Origin of the sequence: Burkholderia perseverans (assembly GCF_022870505.1) — a bacterium.
Taxonomy (GTDB): Bacteria; Pseudomonadota; Gammaproteobacteria; order Burkholderiales; family Burkholderiaceae; genus Burkholderia; species Burkholderia plantarii.
In genome coordinates this window covers 4,009,063-4,030,265 of record NZ_CP045094.1, presented here as the reverse complement: position 1 = coordinate 4,030,265, position 21,203 = coordinate 4,009,063, and the positions used below count along the sequence as shown (strand labels likewise).

Annotated in this window: 20 protein-coding genes and 1 pseudogene; 17 read left to right on the top strand and 4 right to left on the bottom strand. The window is 69.6% G+C overall.

The annotated features are described in order from the left end of the window. Positions 1 to 60 precede the first annotated feature (60 nt). The 4 genes from BpN12_RS32500 (at position 61) to BpN12_RS32485 (ending at position 5,888) form a co-directional block, all read left to right on the top strand. Positions 61 to 813, top strand: coding sequence for a flagellar brake protein (locus BpN12_RS32500; protein ID WP_246796184.1), 753 nt, complete (start codon positions 61 to 63; stop codon positions 811 to 813). Between the two features lie 125 nt (positions 814 to 938). Next, positions 939 to 2,924 carry a flagellar hook-associated protein FlgK gene (gene flgK / locus BpN12_RS32495; RefSeq protein ID WP_246796183.1) on the top strand — a complete coding sequence of 662 codons (1,986 nt, stop codon included), beginning with the start codon at positions 939 to 941 and terminating at the stop codon, positions 2,922 to 2,924. A 17-nt stretch (positions 2,925 to 2,941) separates the two neighbouring features. Next, the gene (flgL, locus tag BpN12_RS32490; RefSeq protein WP_246796182.1) at positions 2,942 to 4,171 is read left to right on the top strand and encodes a flagellar hook-associated protein FlgL; all 1,230 of its coding nucleotides are present in this window, start codon (positions 2,942 to 2,944) and stop codon (positions 4,169 to 4,171) included. A 412-nt stretch (positions 4,172 to 4,583) separates the two neighbouring features. Then, positions 4,584 to 5,888: a solute carrier family 23 protein gene (locus BpN12_RS32485; RefSeq protein WP_246796181.1), complete on the top strand. Its 1,305-nt coding sequence runs from the start codon at positions 4,584 to 4,586 to the stop codon at positions 5,886 to 5,888. A gap of 70 nt (positions 5,889 to 5,958) precedes the next feature. Here BpN12_RS32485 and BpN12_RS32480 read toward each other — a convergent pair whose 3' ends face one another. Continuing rightward, a complete protein-coding gene (locus BpN12_RS32480; RefSeq protein ID WP_246796180.1) occupies positions 5,959 to 6,837 on the bottom strand; it encodes a transcriptional regulator GcvA in 879 nt (292 codons plus the stop codon). A 101-nt stretch (positions 6,838 to 6,938) separates the two neighbouring features. Between BpN12_RS32480 and BpN12_RS32475 the strand changes: the two genes are divergently transcribed. The 7 genes and pseudogenes from BpN12_RS32475 (at position 6,939) to gor (ending at position 11,379) form a co-directional block, all read left to right on the top strand. Next, entirely contained in the window at positions 6,939 to 7,523 is a 585-nt protein-coding gene (locus BpN12_RS32475) for a chromate transporter (RefSeq protein ID WP_246796179.1), read from the top strand. Next, positions 7,520 to 8,047: a chromate transporter gene (locus BpN12_RS32470; protein WP_246796178.1), complete on the top strand. Its 528-nt coding sequence runs from the start codon at positions 7,520 to 7,522 to the stop codon at positions 8,045 to 8,047. The genes BpN12_RS32475 and BpN12_RS32470 overlap by 4 nt, the downstream gene beginning before the upstream one ends. Positions 8,048 to 8,189: 142 nt before the next feature. Further along, a pseudogene (locus BpN12_RS33495) lies at positions 8,190 to 8,273 on the top strand (VOC family protein); the annotation flags it as partial. A 91-nt stretch (positions 8,274 to 8,364) separates the two neighbouring features. Further along, positions 8,365 to 8,613 (top strand): hypothetical protein, encoded by a 249-nt coding sequence (locus BpN12_RS32460; protein ID WP_246798071.1) that lies wholly within the window; start codon positions 8,365 to 8,367, stop codon positions 8,611 to 8,613. Next, positions 8,610 to 9,740, top strand: a complete 1,131-nt coding sequence (locus BpN12_RS32455) for a porin (RefSeq protein ID WP_246796177.1) — start codon at positions 8,610 to 8,612, stop codon at positions 9,738 to 9,740. The genes BpN12_RS32460 and BpN12_RS32455 overlap by 4 nt, the downstream gene beginning before the upstream one ends. 150 nt (positions 9,741 to 9,890) lie before the next feature. Continuing rightward, positions 9,891 to 10,034: a hypothetical protein gene (locus BpN12_RS32450; protein ID WP_246796176.1), complete on the top strand. Its 144-nt coding sequence runs from the start codon at positions 9,891 to 9,893 to the stop codon at positions 10,032 to 10,034. Further along, positions 10,018 to 11,379, top strand: coding sequence for a glutathione-disulfide reductase (gor, locus tag BpN12_RS32445; RefSeq protein ID WP_246796175.1), 1,362 nt, complete (start codon positions 10,018 to 10,020; stop codon positions 11,377 to 11,379). Before BpN12_RS32450 ends, gor begins: the two co-directional genes overlap by 17 nt. Positions 11,380 to 11,494: 115 nt before the next feature. On the opposite strand, the gene BpN12_RS32440 is transcribed toward gor, so the two are convergent. Next, positions 11,495 to 11,827 carry a DUF4148 domain-containing protein gene (locus BpN12_RS32440; protein WP_246796174.1) on the bottom strand — a complete coding sequence of 111 codons (333 nt, stop codon included), beginning with the start codon at positions 11,825 to 11,827 and terminating at the stop codon, positions 11,495 to 11,497. A gap of 314 nt (positions 11,828 to 12,141) precedes the next feature. On the opposite strand from BpN12_RS32440, the gene BpN12_RS32435 reads away from it, so the two are divergent. The 4 genes from BpN12_RS32435 to BpN12_RS32420 all read left to right on the top strand — a co-directional run bounded on the left by BpN12_RS32435 (position 12,142) and on the right by BpN12_RS32420 (position 15,470). Further along, positions 12,142 to 12,387, top strand: coding sequence for a hypothetical protein (locus BpN12_RS32435; protein WP_246796173.1), 246 nt, complete (start codon positions 12,142 to 12,144; stop codon positions 12,385 to 12,387). Between the two features lie 261 nt (positions 12,388 to 12,648). After that, entirely contained in the window at positions 12,649 to 13,326 is a 678-nt protein-coding gene (locus BpN12_RS32430) for a response regulator transcription factor (protein WP_042626782.1), read from the top strand. 100 nt (positions 13,327 to 13,426) lie between these two features. Beyond that, positions 13,427 to 14,740: a sensor histidine kinase gene (locus tag BpN12_RS32425; protein WP_246798062.1), complete on the top strand. Its 1,314-nt coding sequence runs from the start codon at positions 13,427 to 13,429 to the stop codon at positions 14,738 to 14,740. Positions 14,741 to 14,786: 46 nt separating this feature from the next. Next, a complete protein-coding gene (locus BpN12_RS32420) occupies positions 14,787 to 15,470 on the top strand; it encodes a response regulator transcription factor (protein ID WP_246796172.1) in 684 nt (227 codons plus the stop codon). 140 nt (positions 15,471 to 15,610) lie between these two features. Here BpN12_RS32420 and BpN12_RS32415 read toward each other — a convergent pair whose 3' ends face one another. Next, entirely contained in the window at positions 15,611 to 15,766 is a 156-nt protein-coding gene (locus BpN12_RS32415) for a hypothetical protein (RefSeq protein ID WP_015877209.1), read from the bottom strand. A gap of 42 nt (positions 15,767 to 15,808) precedes the next feature. Continuing rightward, positions 15,809 to 16,078 (bottom strand): DUF4148 domain-containing protein, encoded by a 270-nt coding sequence (locus BpN12_RS32410; protein WP_246796171.1) that lies wholly within the window; start codon positions 16,076 to 16,078, stop codon positions 15,809 to 15,811. Between the two features lie 329 nt (positions 16,079 to 16,407). Between BpN12_RS32410 and BpN12_RS32405 the strand changes: the two genes are divergently transcribed. Next, positions 16,408 to 17,580 carry a porin gene (locus BpN12_RS32405; protein WP_246796170.1) on the top strand — a complete coding sequence of 391 codons (1,173 nt, stop codon included), beginning with the start codon at positions 16,408 to 16,410 and terminating at the stop codon, positions 17,578 to 17,580. A gap of 593 nt (positions 17,581 to 18,173) precedes the next feature. Continuing rightward, a complete protein-coding gene (locus tag BpN12_RS32400; protein ID WP_246796169.1) occupies positions 18,174 to 21,128 on the top strand; it encodes an HD domain-containing phosphohydrolase in 2,955 nt (984 codons plus the stop codon). Positions 21,129 to 21,203 lie beyond the last annotated feature (75 nt).

Genomic DNA, 21,203 nt, shown 5'->3' with positions numbered 1-21,203 from the left:
CGCAGGCAGGCCATCAGAGCCCGGAACAACCGGGCGACAAGCAGACCTAACCGGCAAGCCATGAATAACGAAGCACTGACCGAAGCGTCGGGGGATGACGATTCGCTCCCCGATTACGGCCGTCGCAACCCGCTCGAAATCGGCGTGCAGTTGCGCAATCTCGTCAACCGGGGCGATTTCCTGACGGTCCGTTATTCGGGCGGACAGCTCGTGACGCGCGTGCTCGAGGTCGATGTCGGCGCCGGCAGCTTCGTGTTCGACTGGGGCGCGGCGGAGGGGCAGAACGCCAGCCTGCTGGCCGCCCCCTACGGGATCTTCGAGGCGCTGCCCGACGGCGTGCGCGTCGAGTTCACGATCGAGACGCCGGTTGCCACGGAGTACGAAGGCCAGCCCGCGTTCCTCGCCAAATTCCCCGACGTCCTCTATTTCGTGCAGCGCCGCGAGTATTTCCGCGTCGATGCCCCGATGCTCGAACCGTATATCGCGCGCGGCAAGCTGCCCGAAGGCGAAAGCTTCACATTCGAGATCGACAATCTCTCGCTGGGCGGGATCGGGCTGCGCACCGGCGACGAACGTGCCGCGGCGCTCGAACCGGGCCAGGTGCTGGATCACGTCGAACTGAACCTGGCCGGCCACGGCAAGCTCGCGCTCGACCTGGAACTGGTCTCGCAGCGCAGCGTCGAGACGCCGAGCGGCGCGCGCCGCTACTACCTCGGGTTCCGCTTCGTGTCGCTGCCCGGCGCCGCCGAAAACACGCTGCAACGCCTGATCACCCAGCTCGAAGTGAAGCGCCGCCAGCTCGCCCGCGCATAGTCGCGCACGGGCCTGGCGCGCCGGTCGGCCGCCGCGAATTTTCGCGCGCGCGGCCTCAATTTCCACCGGACGCCGCCGTTATACCGGGTGTCCCTTTCCCGGAGGCCGTCCGCGGCCGGCATCGCATGAGCAACCTTCTGAACATCGGACTCAGCGGCATCAACGCCGCGCAGTGGGGCATCAACACGACCGGCCAGAACATCAGCAACCAGGCCACGCCCGGTTACTCGGTCGAGCGCGTGGTGTATGCCGAATCCGACGGCCAGTACACCACGAACGGCTTCCTGCCGACCGGCGTCTCCACCGTCACGGTGCAGCGCCAGTACAGCCAGTACCTGTCCGACCAGCTCAACACCGCGCAGACCGCGAGCAGCTCGCTGTCCACCTATTCGCAGCTGGTCGCGACGCTGAACAACTATATCGGCAGCCCGACGGGCGGCGTCGCCTCGGCGATCTCGACGTTCTTCAGCGGGCTGCAGAACGTGAGCTCGAGCGCCGCCTCGCGGCAGACCGCGATCAGCGATGCCGCGACGCTGGCCAACCAGCTGACCTCGGCCGGCGCGGAGTTCGACTCGCTGCGCACCAGCGTGAACACGCAGCTGCAAAGCGCAGTCACGCAGGTCAATTCGCTGACCACCCAGATCGCCCAGCTGAACCAGCAGATCACGGTGGCGAGCCAGGGCGGCCAGCCGCCGAACCAGCTGCTCGACCAGCGCGACCAGGCGGTGGCGACGCTGCAGACCATCGTCGGCGTGCAGGTGGTGCAGAGCAACGGCAACTACAACGTGCAGATGGCCAACGGCCAGCCGCTGGTGGTGGGCAACACCAGCTACACGATGTCGACGGTGCCGTCGCCGTCCGATCCGAGCGAGCTGACCATCGGCCTGCAGAACACCGCGGCCGGTTCGGGCGCGGCGGGCCAGGTGCAGGTGCTGTCCGACAGCAACATCACCGGCGGCACGATCGGCGGCCTGCTGCAGTTCCGCAGCCAGACGCTCGACCCGGCCGAGGCGCAGCTCGGCGCGATCGCGGTCAGCTTCGCCTCGCAGGTGAACGCGCAGAACGCGCTCGGCATCGATGCGAACGGCAACGTGGGCGGCGACCTGTTCACGGTGCCCGCGCCGCAGACCATCGCCAACACCGACAATACCGGCGACGCCACGCTCTCGGCGACCTTCGCCAACGGCCAGCAGCCGCCGACGAGCGACTACACGCTGTCCTACGACGGCACCAATTACACGCTGAAGGACCGCTATTCGGGCAGCGTGATCGGCACCGCCACCTCGCTGCCCGCCACCATCGGCGGCCTGGACCTGTCGGTCGACGATGCCACCAAGCTGCAACCGGGCGACTCGTTTACGATCGAGCCCTCGCGCAACGCGCTGGACGGCTTCGCGTCGGTGGGCACCGCCAACACGATCGCGGCCGCCGCGCCGGTACTCGCCACGGCCGGCACCGGCAACACCGGCTCGGCCACCATTTCGCAGGGCACCGTCACGGCCGGCTACCAGATGCCGTCGAGCACCACGACGCTGACCTACGACGCGGCCTCGAAGTCGCTGTCGGGCTTTCCGGCCGGCACCACGGTGACCATCAACACCACGCCGCCGACCACCTACCCGATCACCGACGCCACCACCCAGGTGCCCTACGATTCGAGCGCCGGCGCGTCGCTGACCATCACCAGCACCACGCAACCGCCGCCCTCGGGCGTGATGAACAACGTGTCGGTGCAGATCTCCGGCACGCCCGGCGACGGCGACACGTTCACGATCGCACCGGGCGGCGCCAGCAACGACAACCGCAACGCGCAGGCGATGTCGAACCTCGTCAGCTCGAAGACGTTCGACGGCGGCTCGACCACGCTGACCACCGCCTACGGTTCCTACGTGAACAACATCGGCAACACCGCCGCGCAGCTGAGCGCGGCGAGCACGGCACAGACCGCGCTCGTCAACCAGATCACGTCGCAGCAGCAGTCGGTGTCGGGCGTGAACCAGGACGAGGAAGCGGTGAACCTGATGCAATACCAGCAGATGTACCAGGCCAACGCCAAGGTGATCCAGACCGCCTCGACGCTGTTCAGCACGCTGCTCGGCATCTTCAACTGAGGACGGAGTCGATCATCATGCGCATCGCGACCTCGCAGTTTTATACCCAGAACATCGAGCTGATGAACAACCAGGAGTCACAGCTCTCGGAACTCTATCAGCAGGTGGCGAGCGGCAACACGCTGCTCACCGCCGCCGACGATCCGCTCGGCGCCGCGCAGGCGGTGCAGCTGTCGGCCACGTCGGCCACGCTCGCGCAGTATTCGTCGAACCAGTCGTCGGCGCTGTCCTCGCTGCAGCTCGAGGACAAGACGCTGTCGAGCGTGACGAGCGTGCTGAACTCGGTGATCCCGTCGCTGACGGGCGCCATCAACGGCACGCTGTCGGACAGCGACCGCTCGGCGCTCGCCGCGCAGCTGCAGGGCCAGCGCGACACGCTGCTGCAGCTGGCCAATACCACCGACGGCACCGGCAACTACCTGTTCGCAGGCCTGCAGAGCGGCAACCAGCCATTCACGAACTCGCCGTCCGGCGGCGTGACCTACTCGGGCGACACCGGCCAGCGCACGGTGCAGATCTCCGATTCGGTCAGCGTGTCGATCGGCGACAGCGGCAACAGCGTGTTCACCTCGGTGCCCGCGCTCGGCAGCCTCGCGGTGCCGGCCAGCAACCCGAACAACACCGGCACCGGCACGATCGGCGTGATCACGGGCGGCACGCCGGGCGATCCGACCAACAACCACGCGTTCACGGTCACGTTCGGCGGCACCGCCAGCGCGCCGACCTACACGGTCACCGACAATTCGACCACGCCGCCCACGGTCGGCGCCGCGCAGACCTACACGGCCGGCAGCGCGATCAGCATCGGCAGCCAGAGCATGATCGTCTCGGGCAACCCGGCGCCGGGCGATACCTTCACGCTGACGCCGGCCACCCAGGCCGGCGGCGACATGATCGGCGCGCTCGATGCGGCGATCGCGGCGCTCAAGCAGCCGGTGGGCAGCGGCGCGGCGGCCAGCGCCACGCTCAACAACGCGCTGACCACCGCGCTGACCAAGATGCAGAACGCGGTGGCCAACGTCACCACGGTGCAGGCCTCGGTGGGCGGCCGCGAGCAGGAAGTGCAGTCGATGCAGACCATCACCAGCACCAACTCGCTGCAGATCACCAGCAACCTGACCGACATCACGCAGGCCAACATGCCGGCCGCGATCACCCAGCTGCTGCAGGTGCAGAACTCGCTGACCGCGGCGCAGGAAGCGTTTTCGAAGGTGCAGGGCCTGTCGCTGTTCCAGTATCTGAACTGACGGGCCGAACGCGGCGCGGCCGGGGCGGGTGCCCCGGCCGCGCCGCGGTTCGCGCCTCGCCGGTTTCGCCGCTTGTCTTCGCTTCACCGCCTTCCCCCGCTTCGTTCCGGTTTCCTGCGCTTTCCTCCGCTTTACCCCCGCGCCGTTTTTCCGCGGTTCCCCACTGATTCCGCCGCGTTCCGCCGGATCCGCCTGGCTCGCCTCGTCGCGGCCCCGTCGCAGGCGGCGCCTGCCGTCCCGCGCGGATCCGCGCCGGGCCGTCCTGATCCGCGTCACCGCTTGCGGGCCGACCCGGCTTGTCAGCCGTGTCAGGGCTTCGTACACTCGCGCCTGATTCGCATCCGGCGCGCCGGCTGGGCCGCCGCTGCGTCATCCGTTTCGCCACCCACCACGACAACCCGGAGAGCCCGCGATGGCCGATTCCCATTTCCCGCGCTGGCGCCTCGCCGCGCGCGACGCCACCAGCGTGGTCGCCCCCGACGAGCGGCTGCCGTGGCCGCAGATGGTGGCGATGGGCGTGCAGCACGTGGTCGCGATGTTCGGCTCCACCGTGCTCGCGCCGCTGCTGATGGGCTTCGATCCGAACCTCTGCATCTTCATGTCGGGGGTCGGCACGCTGCTGTTCTTCGTGCTGGTGGGCGGGCGCGTGCCGAGCTATCTCGGCTCGAGCTTCGCGTTCATCGGGCTGGTGGTGGCCGTGACGGGCTACGGCGGCAGCGGCGCGAACCCGAACATTCCGGTCGCGCTCGGCGGCATCATCGCCTGCGGGGTGGTGTACGCCGTGATCGGGGCGATCGTGTCGGCGGTCGGCACGCGCTGGATCGAGGCGCTGATGCCGCCGGTGGTGACCGGCGCGATCGTCGCCGTGATCGGCCTGAACCTCGCGCCGATCGCCGTGAAGGGCGTGAGCGGCAGCACCTTCGACAGCGTGATGGCGCTGGTGACGGTGCTCTGCGTGGGCGGCGTGGCGGTGTTCGCGCGCGGCACCGTGCAGCGCCTGCTGATCCTGGTGGGGCTGCTGATCGCCTATGCGATCTATGCGATCGTCACCAACGGGTTCGGCCTCGGCCGGCCGATCGACTTCTCGGTCGTGGCCAACGCGCACTGGTTCGGCATCCCGAGCTTCACGGCGCCGGTGTTCGAACCGCACGCGATGCTGCTGCTCGCGCCGGTGGCGGTGATCCTGGTGGCCGAGAACCTCGGCCACATCAAGGCGGTGAGCGCGATGACGGGCCACAACCTCGACCGCTACGTGGGCCGCGCGTTCATCGGCGACGCGCTCGCCACCATCGTCTCGGGCAGCGCTGGCGGCACCGGCGTGACCACCTACGCCGAGAACATCGGCGTGATGGCCGTCACGCGCATCTACTCGACGCTGGTGTTCGCCGTGGCCGCGCTGATCGCGATCGGGCTCGGCTTCTCGCCGAAGTTCGGCGCGCTGATCCGCACGATTCCGGGGCCGGTGCTGGGCGGCGTGTCGATCGTCGTGTTCGGGCTGATCGCGGTGACGGGCGCGCGGATCTGGGTGGTCAACCGCGTCGATTTCTCCGACAACCGCAACCTGATCGTGGCCGCCGTCACGCTGGTGCTCGGCGCCGGCGACTTCTCGCTGAAGCTCGGCGGCTTCGCGCTGGGCGGGATCGGCACCGCCACGTTCGGCGCGATCCTGCTCTACGCGCTGCTGCGCAAGGAGAAGGAGCCGGGGCCGGTGGTCTGACGGCCGGGCCTTCCGCTTCGCCTTCGAATTTCCCTTCGAGCGTCGCTTCGAGCGACCCTTTGATCACCGCTCAGTCGCGCCGCGCCTGCGCGTCGAGCCACGCGCAGAACTGCACGACGAGCGGCGAGGCCTCGCGCGCGGCGATCCACCAGTAGCTGCGCGCGGCGATGCGCGGGCCGTCGAGCGGCAGCACGAGCCGGCCGCCCGCCAGTTCGTCGTCTATCAGCGGCAGCGGGCCGAGCGCCACGCCGAGCCCGTCCACGGCCGCCTGCAGCGCCAGATAGAAATGATCGAACGACTGCTTCCTGCGCGCGCGCAGCGGCGTGCCGGCCGCCGCGAACCAGTCGCCCCAGGCGGTGGGCCGCGTGTCGGAGTGCAGCAGCACGTGGCGCGACAGGTCGTCGGCCTGCGCGATCGGCATGCGCTTGAGCAGCGCCGGGCTGCAGACCGGCAGCAGCGTCTCGTCGAGGAAGTGGCCGGTGGCGCGGTTCGGCCAGTGGCCCGGGCCGCTGCGGATCGCCACGTCGAACTGGCCGTCGAGCTGGTCGAGCGGCGCGCTCGAGGTGGACAGCTTCAGCTCGACGTTGGGCATGTCGCGCTGGAACCGCGACAGCCTCGGCAGCAGCCACTTCATCGCGATCGTCGACAGCGCGTTGATGCGCAGCACCTGCTCGGGCGCCGTGTCGCGCATGCGCGCGGTGGCGGCGGCAATCCGCTCGAACGCGTCGGACACCGAGGCCAGGTAGCGCCGTCCGTCCTCGGTCAGCCGCACGCGCTTGCCGTGGCGATGGAACACCGGCCGGCCGAGCCAGGCCTCGAGCGCGGCCACCTGCCGGCTGATCGCACCGTGGGTCACATGCAGCTCGTCGCCGGCGGCGCTGAAGCTTTCGTGGCGAGCGGCGGCTTCGAAGGCGCGCAGCGCCGGAAACGGGGGCAGGAGGCGGGTCATGCTTGTGAGTTTAGATCACAAGGTGCACGCCGAGAAATCGTTTTGCCGACGCCCGGAACCGGCGTAGTCTCGGCGCATCGCACCCCCCACCAAGGATTCCCATGTCATCCCCCCTCACGAACGGCGAGGCGCGCCGCGCGGTCGGCATCGGCGAGCTGTTTCTCGGCTTTCTCGGGCTCGGGCTCGTGTCGTTCGGCGGCGCGCTGCCGTTCGTGCGCCGCGCCGTGGTGGAGGAGCGCCGCTGGCTCACGCCCGACGAGTTCACCGATCTGCTCGGCCTCTGCCAGTTCCTGCCGGGCGGCAACGTGATCAACCTGTCGGTGGCGGTGGGAATGCGCTTTCGCGGCGTGCCGGGCGCGCTGGCCGGGCTGCTCGGGCTGATCGCGGGGCCCACGCTGGTGGTGGTCGGGCTCGGCGTGATCTACGCGAAGACGCAGGGCGACCCGCGCGTGCAGCACCTGTTCGGCGGGCTCGCCGCGGCCGCCGCGGGCCTCCTGATCGCGATGGCCGTGAAGGTCGCGCGGCCGCTGCGGCAGGTGCCGGCCGCGGCCGTGGTGGCGCTGCTCGCGTTCGTCGCGATCGCGCTGGTGCGGCTGCCGCTCCTCACCACCATGCTGGTGCTCACGCCGATCAGCATCTGGCTCGCCTCGCGCGGGCGCATGCTGCCTGCCGGAGGCCGGCGATGAACGACACGCTCGTCGCGCTCGCCGCGATCTTCTCGCAGCTGTCGCTGCTCGCGTTCGGCGGCGGCAACACGATCCTGCCCGAGATGCAGCGGCAGGTGGTGGAGGTCCACCACTGGATGCCGGCCACCGAGTTCACGGCGCTGTTCGCGCTCGCGCAGGCCGCGCCGGGGCCGAACATGATGATCGTCTCGCTGGTGGGCTGGCACGTGGCCGGCTGGGCCGGGCTGCTGGTGGCGTCGCTGGCGAAGTTCGGGCCGTCCTCGGCGATCACGATGATCGTGCTGCACGGCTGGGAGCGCTTTCGCGACCGGCCGTGGCGCCGCTACGTGCAGCAGGGCATGATGCCCGTCACGGCAGGCCTGGTGGCCGCGAGCGCGCTGCTGATCTCGCAGGCGTCGAATGGCTCGGCGCTGCAGTGGGGCATCACCGCCGCCTGCGCGGCGCTGGCCTGGCGCACGCGGCTGCATCCGCTCTGGCTGCTGGCCGGCGGCGCGCTGGTGGGGCTCGCCGGCGCGTGGCTGTAGCGCGGCGCGGGGCGGTGGGCGGGGCGGGCCGTTTTGGGGCGGGCCGTTTGACGTAGCATCCGGTGGCGCGGGCGCGCTGCTGCGAACGCTGCTTCGCGCGATCCAGATCCGCGCCGCCTGCGTTCCTCACCCCGAGGCGATCATGACCCTGCATGCGCCGATTCCGGCCCTGCGGATCTTCTCCGAAGCGAAGGCCAGGGAATGCTATCTCGACTTCGCCGGCTTCACGCTGCGCCGGGAGCATCGCATCGAGCCGGGGCTGCCACTCTACGCGGCCGCGCGGCGCGGCGCGCCTCCACCACGCACGCGCCGCGCATGTGCCTTCCACCCACGCGCCGCGCCGCAGCAAAACGGCACCGCGCGCCCACCGCAATCCGCACCACTCCCTATCGTTGCGTGTTGGCGACAATCTCGCGCGCTTCGGCGCGATTGTTTTTGGTTCCTTACAGATGCGACCTTATGATGCGCCCACGCCGTCCGTGCCAGAAGCGTGCGACGCGCATCCGGACGCTGTCGCGGCCGGGCATAAAGACATCGTCAACGAAAAGAAAAGGGATCGCTCATGAAGCAGACCAGAATCGCGGGAGTGGTAGGGGGCATGATGCTCGCGTTCGCCGGCAGCCAGGCGCACGCACAGAGCTCGGTGACGTTGTGGGGCGTCGCCGACGTCAGCCTGCGCTACCTGACGAACTCGAACGCGAACAACGACAACCGTCTCTACATGACCAACGGCGCGATCACCAACAGCCGTTTCGCGTTGAAGGGCGTCGAGGATCTCGGCGGCGGGCTGAAGGCGATCTTCAACCTCGAAAGCGGCGTGAACCTGCAGGACGGCTCGATGGCGGGCGGCTCGCGGCTGTTCAACCGCGCGGCCTACGTGGGCCTGTCGAGCCAGTACGGCACCCTCACGCTGGGTCGCCAGAAGACGCTGCTGTTCGATCTGCTGGCCGACACCTTCGATCCGCTCACGGTCGGCAACTACTTCGAGAACGCGTGGCTGCCGGTGGCGCTCGGCGCGGGCCTCTACGCCGACAACGCGGTCAAGTACAACGGCAAGTTCGGCGGCCTGTCGATCGGCGCGATGTACTCGTTCGGCACCGATTCGACCTCGACCGGCGCGAACGGCTTCTCCGGCCAGGTGCCGGGCCACGTCGGCGCGGGCAACATGTACGGCTTCACGGTCGCCTACGCGTTCGGTCCGCTGAACGTCGAGGGCGGCATGCAGCAGAACAGCGACAACTCGAACCGCAAGCAGACGGTGTTCCATGCCGGCGCGGTCTACGCGTTCAGCACGGTCAAGCTCTACGCCGGCTACCTGCGCTCGAAGGACGACACCGGTTTCGTCGATTCGACGCTGGCCCAGCAGGCGATCGTGCCGGGCATCGGCTCGCTGAAGGGCACCGGCCGGATCGACGACGGCCCCTACGCCGGCGTGAGCTGGCAGGCGAGCCCGACCGTCACGCTGACGGGCGCGTTCTACTACGACCACTCGCGCAACGCGACGATCTCGAGCGGCGTGCTCGGCTCGGGCAACCGCTACGCGATCGTCGGGCTGGCCGAATACGCGCTGTCCAAGCGCACCGAGATCTACGGCACGGTCGACTTCAACAAGGCCAACGGCGCCGCCGAGGTCGAACTGCCGGGCCGCAACAACCAGACCGGCATCTCGGTCGGCCTGCGCACGATCTTCTGATCGCGCGCCGGGCTCGGCCCGGTGCCCGTTGGTTCCGCTTCGCGTCGCGCCAGGCCGCTTGCCGGCCGGCGCGACGCCCGCACCGCCCCGGTCCCGCGTGGTTCGCCACGCCGGCCGGGGCGGTGGCCGTTTACGGTCATGGAACCGGTCATGGAACCGGCCACGAACCCGGCCATGCGATCGATCTCCGAACCCGGCCGCCCGCCCGACGTCGCGCATCACGCGCATCATCAAAACTTGATATGGTTCGTCATCGACAATCTGGCGGAGCGTGGCGATGGAATACGACTATGACCTTTTCGTGATCGGCGCGGGCTCGGGCGGCGTGCGGCTCGCGCGGATTTCGGCCTCGCTCGGCGCGCGCGTCGGCATCGCCGAGGTGGAGCGGATCGGCGGCACCTGCGTGCTGCGCGGCTGCATTCCGAAGAAGCTGCTGGTCTATGCGTCGCACTATCCGGGCGAGGTCGAGGACGCGGCCGGCTTCGGCTGGACCTTCGGCCCCGGCGAGTTCTCGTGGCCGACGCTGATCGCCGCGAAGGACCGCGAGATCGGCCGGCTCTCGGGCATCTACGTGAAGCTTCTGACCGACGCCGGCGTGACGCTGCACGAGGGCCGCGCGACGATCGTCGACGCGCACACGGTCGAGATCGACGGCCGGCGCATTCGCGCGAAGCACATCGGCGTGGCCACCGGTTCGTGGCCGACGCTGCCGGAGATTCCCGGCATCGAGCACGCGATCACCTCGCGCGAGGCGCTCGATCTGCCCGAGCTGCCGAAGCGCGTGGCGGTGGTGGGCGGCGGCTACATCGCGGTCGAGTTCGCCGGCATCTTCAACGGGCTCGGCTCGCAGGTGGACCTGTTCTATCGCGGCGACGAGATCCTGCGCCACTTCGACGACGACCTGCGCCGCGTGCTGCACGAGGAGATGGTCAAGCACGGCGTGGCGATCCACACCCACGCCAACGTGCGCGCGATCGAGCGCGGCGCGGACGGCGCGCTCACGCTCGACGTCGACGGCACGCCGCACGGCCCCTACGACGCCGTGCTCTACGCCACCGGCCGCCATCCGAACACCGACGGGCTCGGCCTCGAGAACGCCGGCGTCGAGCGCGAGGCGGGCGGCGCGATTCGCGTGGACGCGTATTCGGCCACCAACGTGCCGTCGATCCACGCGATCGGCGACGTCACCTCGCGCCCGCAGCTCACGCCGGTGGCGACGCGCGACGGCACGCTGCTGGCCGCGAGCCTGTTCGGCGGGCGCCGCACCGAGGCCGACCACCGCGCGATCCCGTCGGCCGTGTTCAGCCAGCCCGAACTCGCCACGGTGGGCCTGGCCGAGCACGAGGCGCGCGCGCAACACGGCGCGGTGGACATCTACAAGACCTCGTTCCGCTCGCTCAAGCACACGCTGACCGGGCGCGACGAGAAGATCTTCATGAAGCTGGTGGTGGTGCGCGACTCGCAGCGCGTGGTGGGCGCACACATGATCGGACCGGACGCGGCGGAGACGATCCAGGGCATCGCGATCGCGGTGCGGATGGGCGCGACCAAGGCGCAGTTCGACGAGACGATCGGCATCCACCCGAGCGCGGCCGAGGAGTTCGTCACGCTGCGCACGAAGGCGCCGGACCCGGCCTGAAGCGCAGGGCCAAGGCTCGACGCCACGTCGGGCCGATCACGACGGGCCGCGACGGGTCGCGATTATCGCGGCCCGTTTTCGTTGGCGCGCGGCGGCGGCGCGGCACCGCCCGCCGTCACTGCACGCGCGAGCCCGCCGGCGCGCCGGTGTCGGCCGCGGCCGTGTGCCGGGCCACGCAGTCGCGCTGGTACTTCTGCATCAGCTTCTGCTCGGCGGCGTCGTAGTCGTCGGGGTAGGAACTGTCGTCGCCGGCCGAGGGCTGATAGCCGACCGATTCGAGTTCCGCGAGTTCGTTGACGATCTGCCGGTGCGTGACGGGCGCCGAGGTCCGCACGAACGGATAGTCGCCGCACTGCCGCGGCGTCAGCGGGGCCGCGTGCGCGGCGAGGCCGACGGCCATCAGGCCGGCGCACAGCAGGGCTTGCTTCAGGGTCTTGGCGGATTTCATGGGTCGCTCCTTGGTCCGGGTTGGGCCGGCCGCGTGCCGGCGTCGTGGTTCGATCCGGCACGCGAGCGGCGCCCGGATCACGGAACGCAGGCTAGTGGAGCGCGCTTGTCGAAACGGTGGAGCGCACATGAAACTTCCTTCATCGCCGCCGGCCGCTGCCGCTTCGCCGCCGCGCCGTGCTGAAATTTCCTTCACTTCGCCGCCAGCGTTCGTTCAGGTGGTCTCGCGTATCGTGCTGCTCATGACGGGACGCGGCGCACGGCGCGCCCCGCGGCGGACCACGACACGGAGGAGACGGGCGTGAGGAGGCGAACGTGAAGCGGCGCACGATCGGATCGACGGCACTGGCCGCCGTCGCGCTGCTGGTCACCACGCTGGCCGGCGCGAAGGTGCAGGGCAGCGGCGGGCCGGTCGCCGACGTGGTGCTCGATCACACGCGGATCGAGCGCCAATATCGGGCGATCGACGACGCACGCCGGCGCGCGGCCGTCGAGATGCGACGCAGCGTCGCACTGAAACGGGCCGCCCACGAGGCCGCCGCAGCCGATCGGCCGACCTGACGCGCGTCTTCGCCGGCGCGCCGCGGCAACGCGCGGATCGCGCGCACCCCTGTCGAATCGGGCGCGGCGGGGTGCCGCACGTTTCGGATGAACAATGTTTAATGAATCCGATACGCGTTCGCCACGCGCGCGCGTGTAGCCTCCGCGGATGGCTGTCCGCTCGCGGGACGGCCGCTCACCGCCCGGGCCGATATGGCAACATTCCCCTCTTCCCAACCCGCATCGCCGGTGCCGCATCCGCTCGCGGCCGGCGGGACGACAATGTTCCGAGTCCTCACCATCGAAGACGATGAAATCACCGCGAATGAAATCGTCGGAGAACTGAAAGATCGCGGCTTCGCCGTGGAATGGGTGGCCAACGGCCGGGACGGCATGGCGCGCGCGCTCAGCGACGAATACGACGTGATCACGCTCGATCGCATGCTGCCGGGCGTGGACGGCCTGACCATCGTCACCACCATGCGCAGCATCGGCGTGCGCACGCCGGTGCTGATGCTGAGCGCGCTCGGCGACGTGGACGAACGCGTGCGCGGGCTGCGCGCCGGCGGCGACGACTACCTGACCAAGCCGTTCGATCCCGAGGAAATGACCGCGCGCCTCGAAGTGCTGCTGCGGCGCAGCCAGGCTTCGCCCGCGCAGTCGGAAACCACGCTCGCGGTCGGCCCGCTCGCGCTCGACCTGATCGCGCGCAAGGCCACGCGCGACGGCGTGGAGGTCGCGCTGCTGCCCACCGAATACCGCGTGCTCGAATACATGATGCGCAACGCCGGCCAGACCATCACGCGCACCATGCTGTTCGAGGCGGTGTGGGGCTATCACTTCGATCCCGGCACCAACCTGATCGACGTCCACATGGGGCGCCTGCGCAGGAAGATCGATCCGCCCGACGCGCCGCCGATGATCCGCACCGTGCGTGGCGCCGGCTACATCCTTTCGTGAGCGGCCGATCGTGACTGAACTTGCAAGCCGCGCGGCCACCGGGTCGCGCGGGCCGCGCTGGTATTCGAGTACGTTCCGGCTGTTCGTCGTCTACGCGGTGATGTTCTCGCTGTCGGTGATGCTGCTGCTCGGCGTGATCGCCACGCAGATCACGCACGACATGAAGAGCGAGACCGACGTGGTGATCGACTGGCAGATGATCTACTTCGACTCGATGGCCGACACCGACCTGGCCGGCGCGATCCACCGGCGCCTCGAACACGAGCGCATGCACACCAACTACTACGGCCTGTTCGCGCCGGACGGCCGGCACGTGGCCGGCGACGTGCTCGAATTCCCGGCCGGCCTCGCCACCGACCGCAACGGCCAGACCCTCTCGCACACGCTGAAGATCGCCGGCGACGAGGTCGCGCCGGTGGTGCGCGCGATGGCCGAGGTGCGCCCCAACGGCGACCGGCTGGTGCTCGCGCGCGACCTCACGCACATCCTGCGGATTCGCGAGGCGATCATCAACGTGCTGGTGGTGGGCGGCGTGCTCTGCTTCGGCGCGGGGCTCGGCGGCGGGCTCGTGCTGAGCGTGCGGCAGATGCGGCGCATCAAGGCGATCCGCCAGGTCACGCAGCGCATCGCGCGCGGCGACCTGGCCCAGCGCCTGCCGGTGGGCGGGCGCGACGAGATCGACATGCTCTCGCATCTGGTCAACCACATGCTGGCCGAGGTCGAGCGGCTGATGCACGAGGTCAAGGGCGTCTGCGACGGCATCGCCCACGACCTGCGCACGCCGCTCGCGCACGTTCACACGCTGCTCGCGCACGCGGCCGAGCGTGCCGGCACCTATGACGACGCGGCGCTCGCGAGCCTCGTCTCGCGCGCGCGCAACGAGACCGACGCGCTGCTCGGGCGCTTCCGCGCGATGCTGCGGATCGCCGAGATCGGCTCGCTGCAGCGGCGCGGCGGTTTCGCCGAGGTCGATCTCGAAGCGCTCGTGACCGACGTGGGCGACCTGTTCGAGCCGCTCGCCGAGAGCCGCGAGATCCGCTTCGAGGTGCGCACCGAGAAGGTGGGCGCCGTGCATGGCGATCGCGCGCTGTTGTTCGAGGCGCTGACCAACCTGCTCGACAACGCGATCAAGTATTCGCCGGCGGGCGGCAGCGTGCGGCTCGAAGTGTGGCAGCGCCTGCAGGGGCCGTGCATCGAGGTGATCGACGACGGCCCCGGCATCGCGCCCGACGAACGCGAGGCCGTGCTGCAGCACCGCTACCGCAGCCGCCGCACGGTCCACCTGGCCGGCTCGGGCTTGGGCCTGAGCATCGTCTCGACGGTGCTGAACGTTCACGATTTCACGCTGCGCATCGGCAGCGCCGCGCCCGGCACGCGCGTGACGATCGAATGCTGGCCGAGGACGCTGGTATGAGCGCGGCGGCCCGCGCGAACGCACGCCGCGGGGAGGGCCGCTGAGCATGCGGATCCTGCTCGTGACCTCGCGCCATCCCGAGGCGTCGTGGCTGCACAAGGCGCTGCAGGAGAGCGGCCACAGCCTGCAGCGCGCCGACGACCTGCGCGACGGGCTGTTTCTCGCCTCGCAGGAGACCTTCGACGCGATCGTCGCGACCGCGCTCGAACCGGGCAGCGACGCGGCGCTGGTGGCCGCGCTGCCGCGTTTCGTGGCCGACGGCGGCGGCGCGGCGCTGGTCGTGCTGCTCGGCCAGGCGCAGGCGAGCGAGCGGATCCGCGCGCTGCGCGCCGGCGCCGATGCCTGCTTCGGCGCGCCGTATTCGTTCATCGAGCTGCACGAGCGCCTGCAGGCGCTGCAGCGGCTCGGCGCCGGGCGCGAGCCGGAGGGGCCGCTCGCCGCGCCGTCGAGCCTGGAGGCGCTCTCGCGCGAGCTGAAGGACGGCAAGCTGCGGCTGGCCGTGACGCGCCGCGAGTTCCTGCTGCTCGAATGCCTGATGCGCAGCCCGAACGCGCCGGTGCCGCGCGACCAGCTGATCCGCTACGTGTGGCAGGACAAGGAGGACGTCGATCCGTCGAGCGTCAACCTGGTGGTGTCGCGGCTGCGCCGCAAGCTCGCGCGGCACCTGCCCGACTTGCGGATCGACACGGTGAGCCGCTACGGCTATCAGGTGACGCTGGCGGGGAAGTGAGCGCGGCGGGCGCGCGGAGCGGCGGGGCGGGAGAACGACGAAGGAATCGACGAAGGGGGCGACGGGCGTGCGGCCGATCGGCGGCGCGCCCGTCTTGCGTTTACGCGTGTCTGCGCGTGCCCGCGGGCGTGCTTGAGTCGTTACGAGCCGAAGAACGGCACGCAGAAGTCGGGCGGCCCGACGCAGTCGCCGGGGCCGTTCGGCCGGGCGGCCGCGCAGCCGGACAGCAGGGTGCCGGCCGCGAGCGCGACGAGCGCGAGGCGGGCGGTGCGGGAGAGCAGGGGGCGAAGCTTCATGGGCGGCGGGAGGGCGTGATCGTGGAAATGGCGCGGCGCGCGTCAGTGCGCATAGAGCGTCGAGTTCAGGTACTTGAGCTGGCCGTCCTGCTCGGCCTGCACCAGTTCCTGGTAGACCTCGGCGCGAGTCTTCTCGTGGACCGGCCGGCCGTAGGGCGCCACCCATCGGCCCGGCTGCGCGTTCGTCGCGCTCGTCGCGCTCGTCGCGGTCGCGGCGGCCATCGGCTGCGTACCCGGCACGGCCGCCTGCGCGAGCGCCGGCAGGGTCATCGCCGCCAGCATCGCGGCGGCGGCAAGCTTGATGATCTTCATCTTCGTAGTCCTCATCATGGTTGACTGGTTTTACCTACCGCACGCGCTTCGAGGCTTGCGTGACAGGTTAAGGACAAGCATAGAGGCGGGCCGATGGCGGATCGGCATACGCAACGTGAAAAGAAATTTACCCGCCGCGCCGGGGCCGGTTTCGCCGGCATGAATCACGCATATCGCGCGAATGAAAAAGGTTTCATTTTTCAGGGCATTTTCATAACCGCGCTGTCACGGCCGCTGCCTAAATTGTGGGCCATCGCGTCGCGGACGATCCGGCTGTCCCACACGCAGCGGGCGATGCGAGAAGACCGACCCACTCTAGCGAAACCATCATGAAGAAATATCTGGCAATCCCGGCGCTCGCATGCGCGCTCTCGAGCGCCGCCCACGCGCAAAGCAGCGTGACGCTGTACGGCACGATCGATGCGGGCCTGGACTACATCAGCAACCAGAAATCGTCGGCCGGCTCCGGCGCCGCCTACGGCGTGCAGAGCGGCAACGTCAGCACCTCGCGCTGGGGCCTGCGCGGCAACGAGGATCTCGGCGGCGGCCTGGCTGCCGTGTTCGACCTCGAGAACGGCTTCAACGTGGGCAACGGCAAGCTCGGCAACGGCGGCGACGAATTCGGCCGCCAGGCCTGGGTGGGCCTCGCGAGCCGCCAATGGGGCACCGTCACGCTCGGCCGCCAGTACGATTTCCTGGTGGACTTCGTCGCGCCGCTGTCGGCCACCGGCTCGGGCTTCGGCGGCAACATCGCCGACCATCCGTTCGACAACGACAACCTCGCGAACGACACACGGATGAACAATTCGGTGAAGTTCCGTAGTGCGAACTATGGCGGCTTCACGTTCGGCGGCGCCTACGCGTTCAGCAACCTCGCCGGCGGCGCGTCGAACAACAACGCCTACAGCGTCGGCGCGCAGTACGTGAACGGCCCGGTCGACCTCGCGGTGGCCTACCTGCAGTCGAACCAGCCCGGCGGCGTGAACACGCCGGCCAACACCGGCGGCGCGCTGAGCAGCTCGGACACCGACGCGATGCTGGTGGGCGGCCGCTGGCGCACCTTCGGCGCCGGCGCGCACTACGCGTTCAGCAACGCGAGCCTGGGCTTCGTCTACACGCGCACGATCCTGAACGATCCGCGCGAGCTCTCGCAGGGCGGCGCCTACGGCACCGTGAACGGCCAGCTGCTGACCTTCAGCAACTACGAACTGAACGCGCGCTACTTCCTGACCTCGGCGCTCTCGCTGGGCGGTTCGTACACGTTCACGCAGGGCCGCTTCGACACGGCGGGCCGCAGTATCGCGCCGAAGTGGAACCAGTTCATGCTGCAGGCCGACTACGCGCTGTCGCGCCGTACCGACCTGTACCTGGAAGGCACCTACCAGCGCGTGAGCGGCGCCGACGGCGTCTCGGTGCTCGGCAACGCGGGGATCTTCAACTTCGCGGCCTCGAGCAACGATCGCCAGGCGATCGTCGCGGCGGGCATCCGTCACAAGTTCTGACCGGCCCCGGCCGGGCGCGAGGATCCGGGAATTCCCGGATCCTCGCCGCGAGACCCTTCCCGTCATCGACGGCGCGTTGGCGAGGGCGCGTAGGCGACGGCGCGTTTGCCGATCCGCCGATGACGGGAGTCGTCTCTAGGTGGCGGCGAGACCGGTGAGCGACCGGAATCGCCGGTAGTGCGGTTCCCGCCACCATCGGGCCGTGAGCGGTATTCACGGTGCGGCGGTTCAAGCGGTGATCTTCGGCCCCGTGACGATTATCGTCACGGGGTTTTTTTATGGCGCGCGGCATGGGACGGAAAGGAGGGCGCCGCCGCATATGTCGGTTTTGCGACAGGCCGGTGCCCGCCATGCGCCCGCCGCGCGCTGCTTTCCGGCCGGAAAGCGGTGTGCCGCGCGGACTTCCGCGAAAGGGATTTTTATTCGAATGACGCACGTTTCCCGCGATGCCGGAAAGGGCATTTCCCGATCATCGCGGTTGTCATGCGCGCGCGGTTGTACGTCAATACTGACCCATGTATATTGGCCGGGCATTGGACTGGGACACACCCAGTGGGGGACCTAATTCGGCAGCAATGCGCTCGGGGATGCAGATGGCCAGACGCTGGCATCTGCCGTTTCGGCTGCACGTCTCGGTGTTGATCGCCGTGATCGTGTTGTTGATCGGCGGCCTGATCAGCGCGGTCGACTACGAACATTCACGCACGATTCTTGAGGACAACTCAGCGAATCACGTGCGTGAAATGAGTCGTGAGACCGCGAATGAAATACAGAAGATGTTTACGCCGGCGTCGGTTGCGGTGAAAACATTGGTTTATGGCCGGATCGTCGATGCGCATACGTTTGCGCAGCGCTCGGCGGTGCTCGGGGTGCTGCATGCGATCCTGGTCGCCTCGCCGGGCATGGAGGACATCTACGTCGGCTACGAGAACGGCGACTTCTTCATGCTGCGCGCGATCCGCAGCGAGTTCCAGCGCGACGGCCTGAAGGCGCCTGCCGACGCGCGCTTCGCGCTGCAGATCATCGAGCGCTCGGTGTCGCCGCCGGTCGGGCGCTTCATCTATTTCGACGACGCGCTGCGCGTCATCAAGGACGTCGCGCGGCCCGACTATCCGGCCATCTACGATCCGCGCACGCGCGACTGGTACCGGCAGGCGCTGCGCCAGAAGCGGCTGATCCGCACCGCGCCCTACGTGTTTTCCTCGGTGCGCGAGATCGGCACCACGCTCGCAATGGCCGCGCCCGACGGCGGCGCCGTGGTGGGCTGCGACGTCAACCTCGACACGCTGCAGCACATGCTCGCGCCGCAGGACGGCCCGCCGGGCCTCGCGTTCGCGCTGATCAGCGCGGACGGGCAGCTGGTGGCCTCGACGCTGCGCTTCGATCCGGTGCAGAAGGCGACCGAGGAGCTGTACCGGCTGGCCGGCATGGACGAGATGCGCCAGGTGCCGATCCTGGCGCGGATGGCGGCCGGCGTGCGCGACGCCAGCCGCGAGACGGACGGCGCCGCATGGCGCTCGGCCACCGTGGTCGACGCGCAGGGCGAGCGCTGGCACCTGACGATCAACCGGCTCGACGTCGACGACATCGAGCCGCTCTACCTGAGCTCCGCGATCCGCCGCGAGGACCTGATGCAGAGCGCGGACCACCGGCTGATGATCGAGGGGTTCGTCACGCTCGCGATCATCGTGCTGTCGATTCCGCTCACCTGGCTGTTCGCCGGCGTGATCGCGCGGCCGCTCACGCAGCTGGCCGCGCAGGCGGCCACCATGCGCCGCTTCGAGCTGGCGCCCGGCAGCGAGATGCTGAACTCGCACATCAGCGAGATCGACCGGCTCGGGCTGCGCATGGAGGAGATGAAGCGCACCATCCGGCGCTTCCTCGACACGATCCAGGCGGTGGCGGCCGAGCCCGACTTCGACCGGCTGGTGCAGCTGCTGCTGACCGAGATGCTGGCGGAGGCGCACGCCGACGCGGGCGTGCTGTACCTGGCCAACGAGGACGGCACGCTGCTGCAGCCGGCGGCCGCGCGCGACACGCGGCGCGCCGCGGTGGACGAGGTGCTGCGGCCGCTGGAGGTGGCCACGGCGCCGGCCCTGATCCGCGCCGCGCTGGCCGAGAACCGCGCCCGCGCCGGGCGGCTGTCGAACTCCGACATCGTGCAGGCCGGCTTCTCGCGCTTCCGGCTCGGCACCGGCGACGCGGCCGTGGTGCCGCTCGTGAACCGCGAGGGCGTGCTGATCGGCGCGTTCGTGCTGCTGCATTCGGCGCCGCTCGAGCAGATGCAGCTGTCGTTCATCGCCGAGCTGACCGGCCTGTTCGTCAGCGCGATCGAGACGCGCGAGCTGATCAAGATGCAGCGCGCGCTGTTCGAATCGTTCATCCAGCTGATCGCCAAGGCGATCGACGCGAAGAGCCCGCACACGGGCGGCCACTGCAACCGCGTGCCCGAGCTGACCAAGATGCTCGCGCGCGCCGCATGCAGCGCCGGCGACGGCCCGTGGCGCGACTTCGACCTGAACGCGCAGCAGTGGGAAGCGCTGCATGTGGCGGCCTGGCTGCACGATTGCGGCAAGATCACCACGCCCGAATACGTGATCGACAAGGCCACCAAGCTGGAGACGCTCTACGACCGCATCCACGAGGTGCGGATGCGCTTCGAGGTGCTCAAGTGCGAGGCCGAGATCCGCTGCCTGAAGGCGATCGCGGCCGGCATGGCGCGCGACGAGGCCGAGGCGACGCGCGACGCGCTGCTGCGCGAGCTGGACGAGGAATTCGCGTTCGTGGCCGCCTGCAACGAGGGCGGCGAATCGATGGACCCGGCCCGCTTCGAGCGGCTCGGCCGGATCGGCGCGCGCACTTGGCGGCGCACGCTCGACGACCGGCTCGGCGTGTCGGAGGACGAGCGCAAGCGCCAGGCGCGCGCGCCGCGCGCGCCGCTGCCGGTGCGCGAGCGGCTGCTCGCCGACAAGGCCGAGCACCGCATCGAGCGCGAGACGGCCGCGCCGTTCGGCATGGCCGACAACCGCTGGGGCTTCCGGATGCCGGTGCCGGAGCTGCTGTTCAATCGCGGCGAGCTGCACAACCTGTCGGTCGCGCGCGGCACGCTCTCCGACGAGGAACGCTTCAAGATCAACGAGCACATCCTGCAGACCATCATGATGCTCTCGCAGCTGCCGTTTCCGCGCCACATGCGCAACGTCCCCGAGATCGCCGGCGGCCACCACGAGAAGATGGACGGCACCGGCTACCCGAAAGGGCTGCGCGGCGAGGAGATGAGCCCGCTCGCGCGGATGATGGCGATCGCCGACATCTTCGAGGCGCTGACGGCGGGCGACCGCCCCTACAAGCGCGGCAAGACGCTGTCCGAGGCGATCTCGATCATGGCCGCGATGCGGCAGACGCAGCACATCGACGCCGGGCTGTTCGCGCTGTTCCTGCGCTCGGGCGTCTACCTCGACTACGCGCGCCGCTTCATGTCGCCCGAGCAGATCGACGAGGTCGACATCGGCCGCTATCTCGAACCGGCGGCGACGGCCGTCGCCTGAGCGGGCCGGCCTTCGGCGCGCGCCACGTTCCGCACGACGAAAAAAAACGGCGCCCGCCGGGGCAGCGGGGGCCGT

Coding starts and splice junctions, on each gene's coding strand:
- BpN12_RS32500 (WP_246796184.1), top strand. CDS start 61: ATGAATAACGAAGCACTGACCGAAGCGTCGGGGGATGACGATTCGCTC.
- flgK (WP_246796183.1), top strand. CDS start 939: ATGAGCAACCTTCTGAACATCGGACTCAGCGGCATCAACGCCGCGCAG.
- flgL (WP_246796182.1), top strand. CDS start 2,942: ATGCGCATCGCGACCTCGCAGTTTTATACCCAGAACATCGAGCTGATG.
- BpN12_RS32485 (WP_246796181.1), top strand. CDS start 4,584: ATGGCCGATTCCCATTTCCCGCGCTGGCGCCTCGCCGCGCGCGACGCC.
- BpN12_RS32480 (WP_246796180.1), bottom strand. CDS start 6,837: ATGACCCGCCTCCTGCCCCCGTTTCCGGCGCTGCGCGCCTTCGAAGCC.
- BpN12_RS32475 (WP_246796179.1), top strand. CDS start 6,939: ATGTCATCCCCCCTCACGAACGGCGAGGCGCGCCGCGCGGTCGGCATC.
- BpN12_RS32470 (WP_246796178.1), top strand. CDS start 7,520: ATGAACGACACGCTCGTCGCGCTCGCCGCGATCTTCTCGCAGCTGTCG.
- BpN12_RS32455 (WP_246796177.1), top strand. CDS start 8,610: ATGAAGCAGACCAGAATCGCGGGAGTGGTAGGGGGCATGATGCTCGCG.
- BpN12_RS32450 (WP_246796176.1), top strand. CDS start 9,891: ATGGAACCGGCCACGAACCCGGCCATGCGATCGATCTCCGAACCCGGC.
- gor (WP_246796175.1), top strand. CDS start 10,018: ATGGAATACGACTATGACCTTTTCGTGATCGGCGCGGGCTCGGGCGGC.
- BpN12_RS32440 (WP_246796174.1), bottom strand. CDS start 11,827: ATGAAATCCGCCAAGACCCTGAAGCAAGCCCTGCTGTGCGCCGGCCTG.
- BpN12_RS32430 (WP_042626782.1), top strand. CDS start 12,649: ATGTTCCGAGTCCTCACCATCGAAGACGATGAAATCACCGCGAATGAA.
- BpN12_RS32425 (WP_246798062.1), top strand. CDS start 13,427: ATGTTCTCGCTGTCGGTGATGCTGCTGCTCGGCGTGATCGCCACGCAG.
- BpN12_RS32420 (WP_246796172.1), top strand. CDS start 14,787: ATGCGGATCCTGCTCGTGACCTCGCGCCATCCCGAGGCGTCGTGGCTG.
- BpN12_RS32415 (WP_015877209.1), bottom strand. CDS start 15,766: ATGAAGCTTCGCCCCCTGCTCTCCCGCACCGCCCGCCTCGCGCTCGTC.
- BpN12_RS32410 (WP_246796171.1), bottom strand. CDS start 16,078: ATGAAGATCATCAAGCTTGCCGCCGCCGCGATGCTGGCGGCGATGACC.
- BpN12_RS32405 (WP_246796170.1), top strand. CDS start 16,408: ATGAAGAAATATCTGGCAATCCCGGCGCTCGCATGCGCGCTCTCGAGC.
- BpN12_RS32400 (WP_246796169.1), top strand. CDS start 18,174: ATGGCCAGACGCTGGCATCTGCCGTTTCGGCTGCACGTCTCGGTGTTG.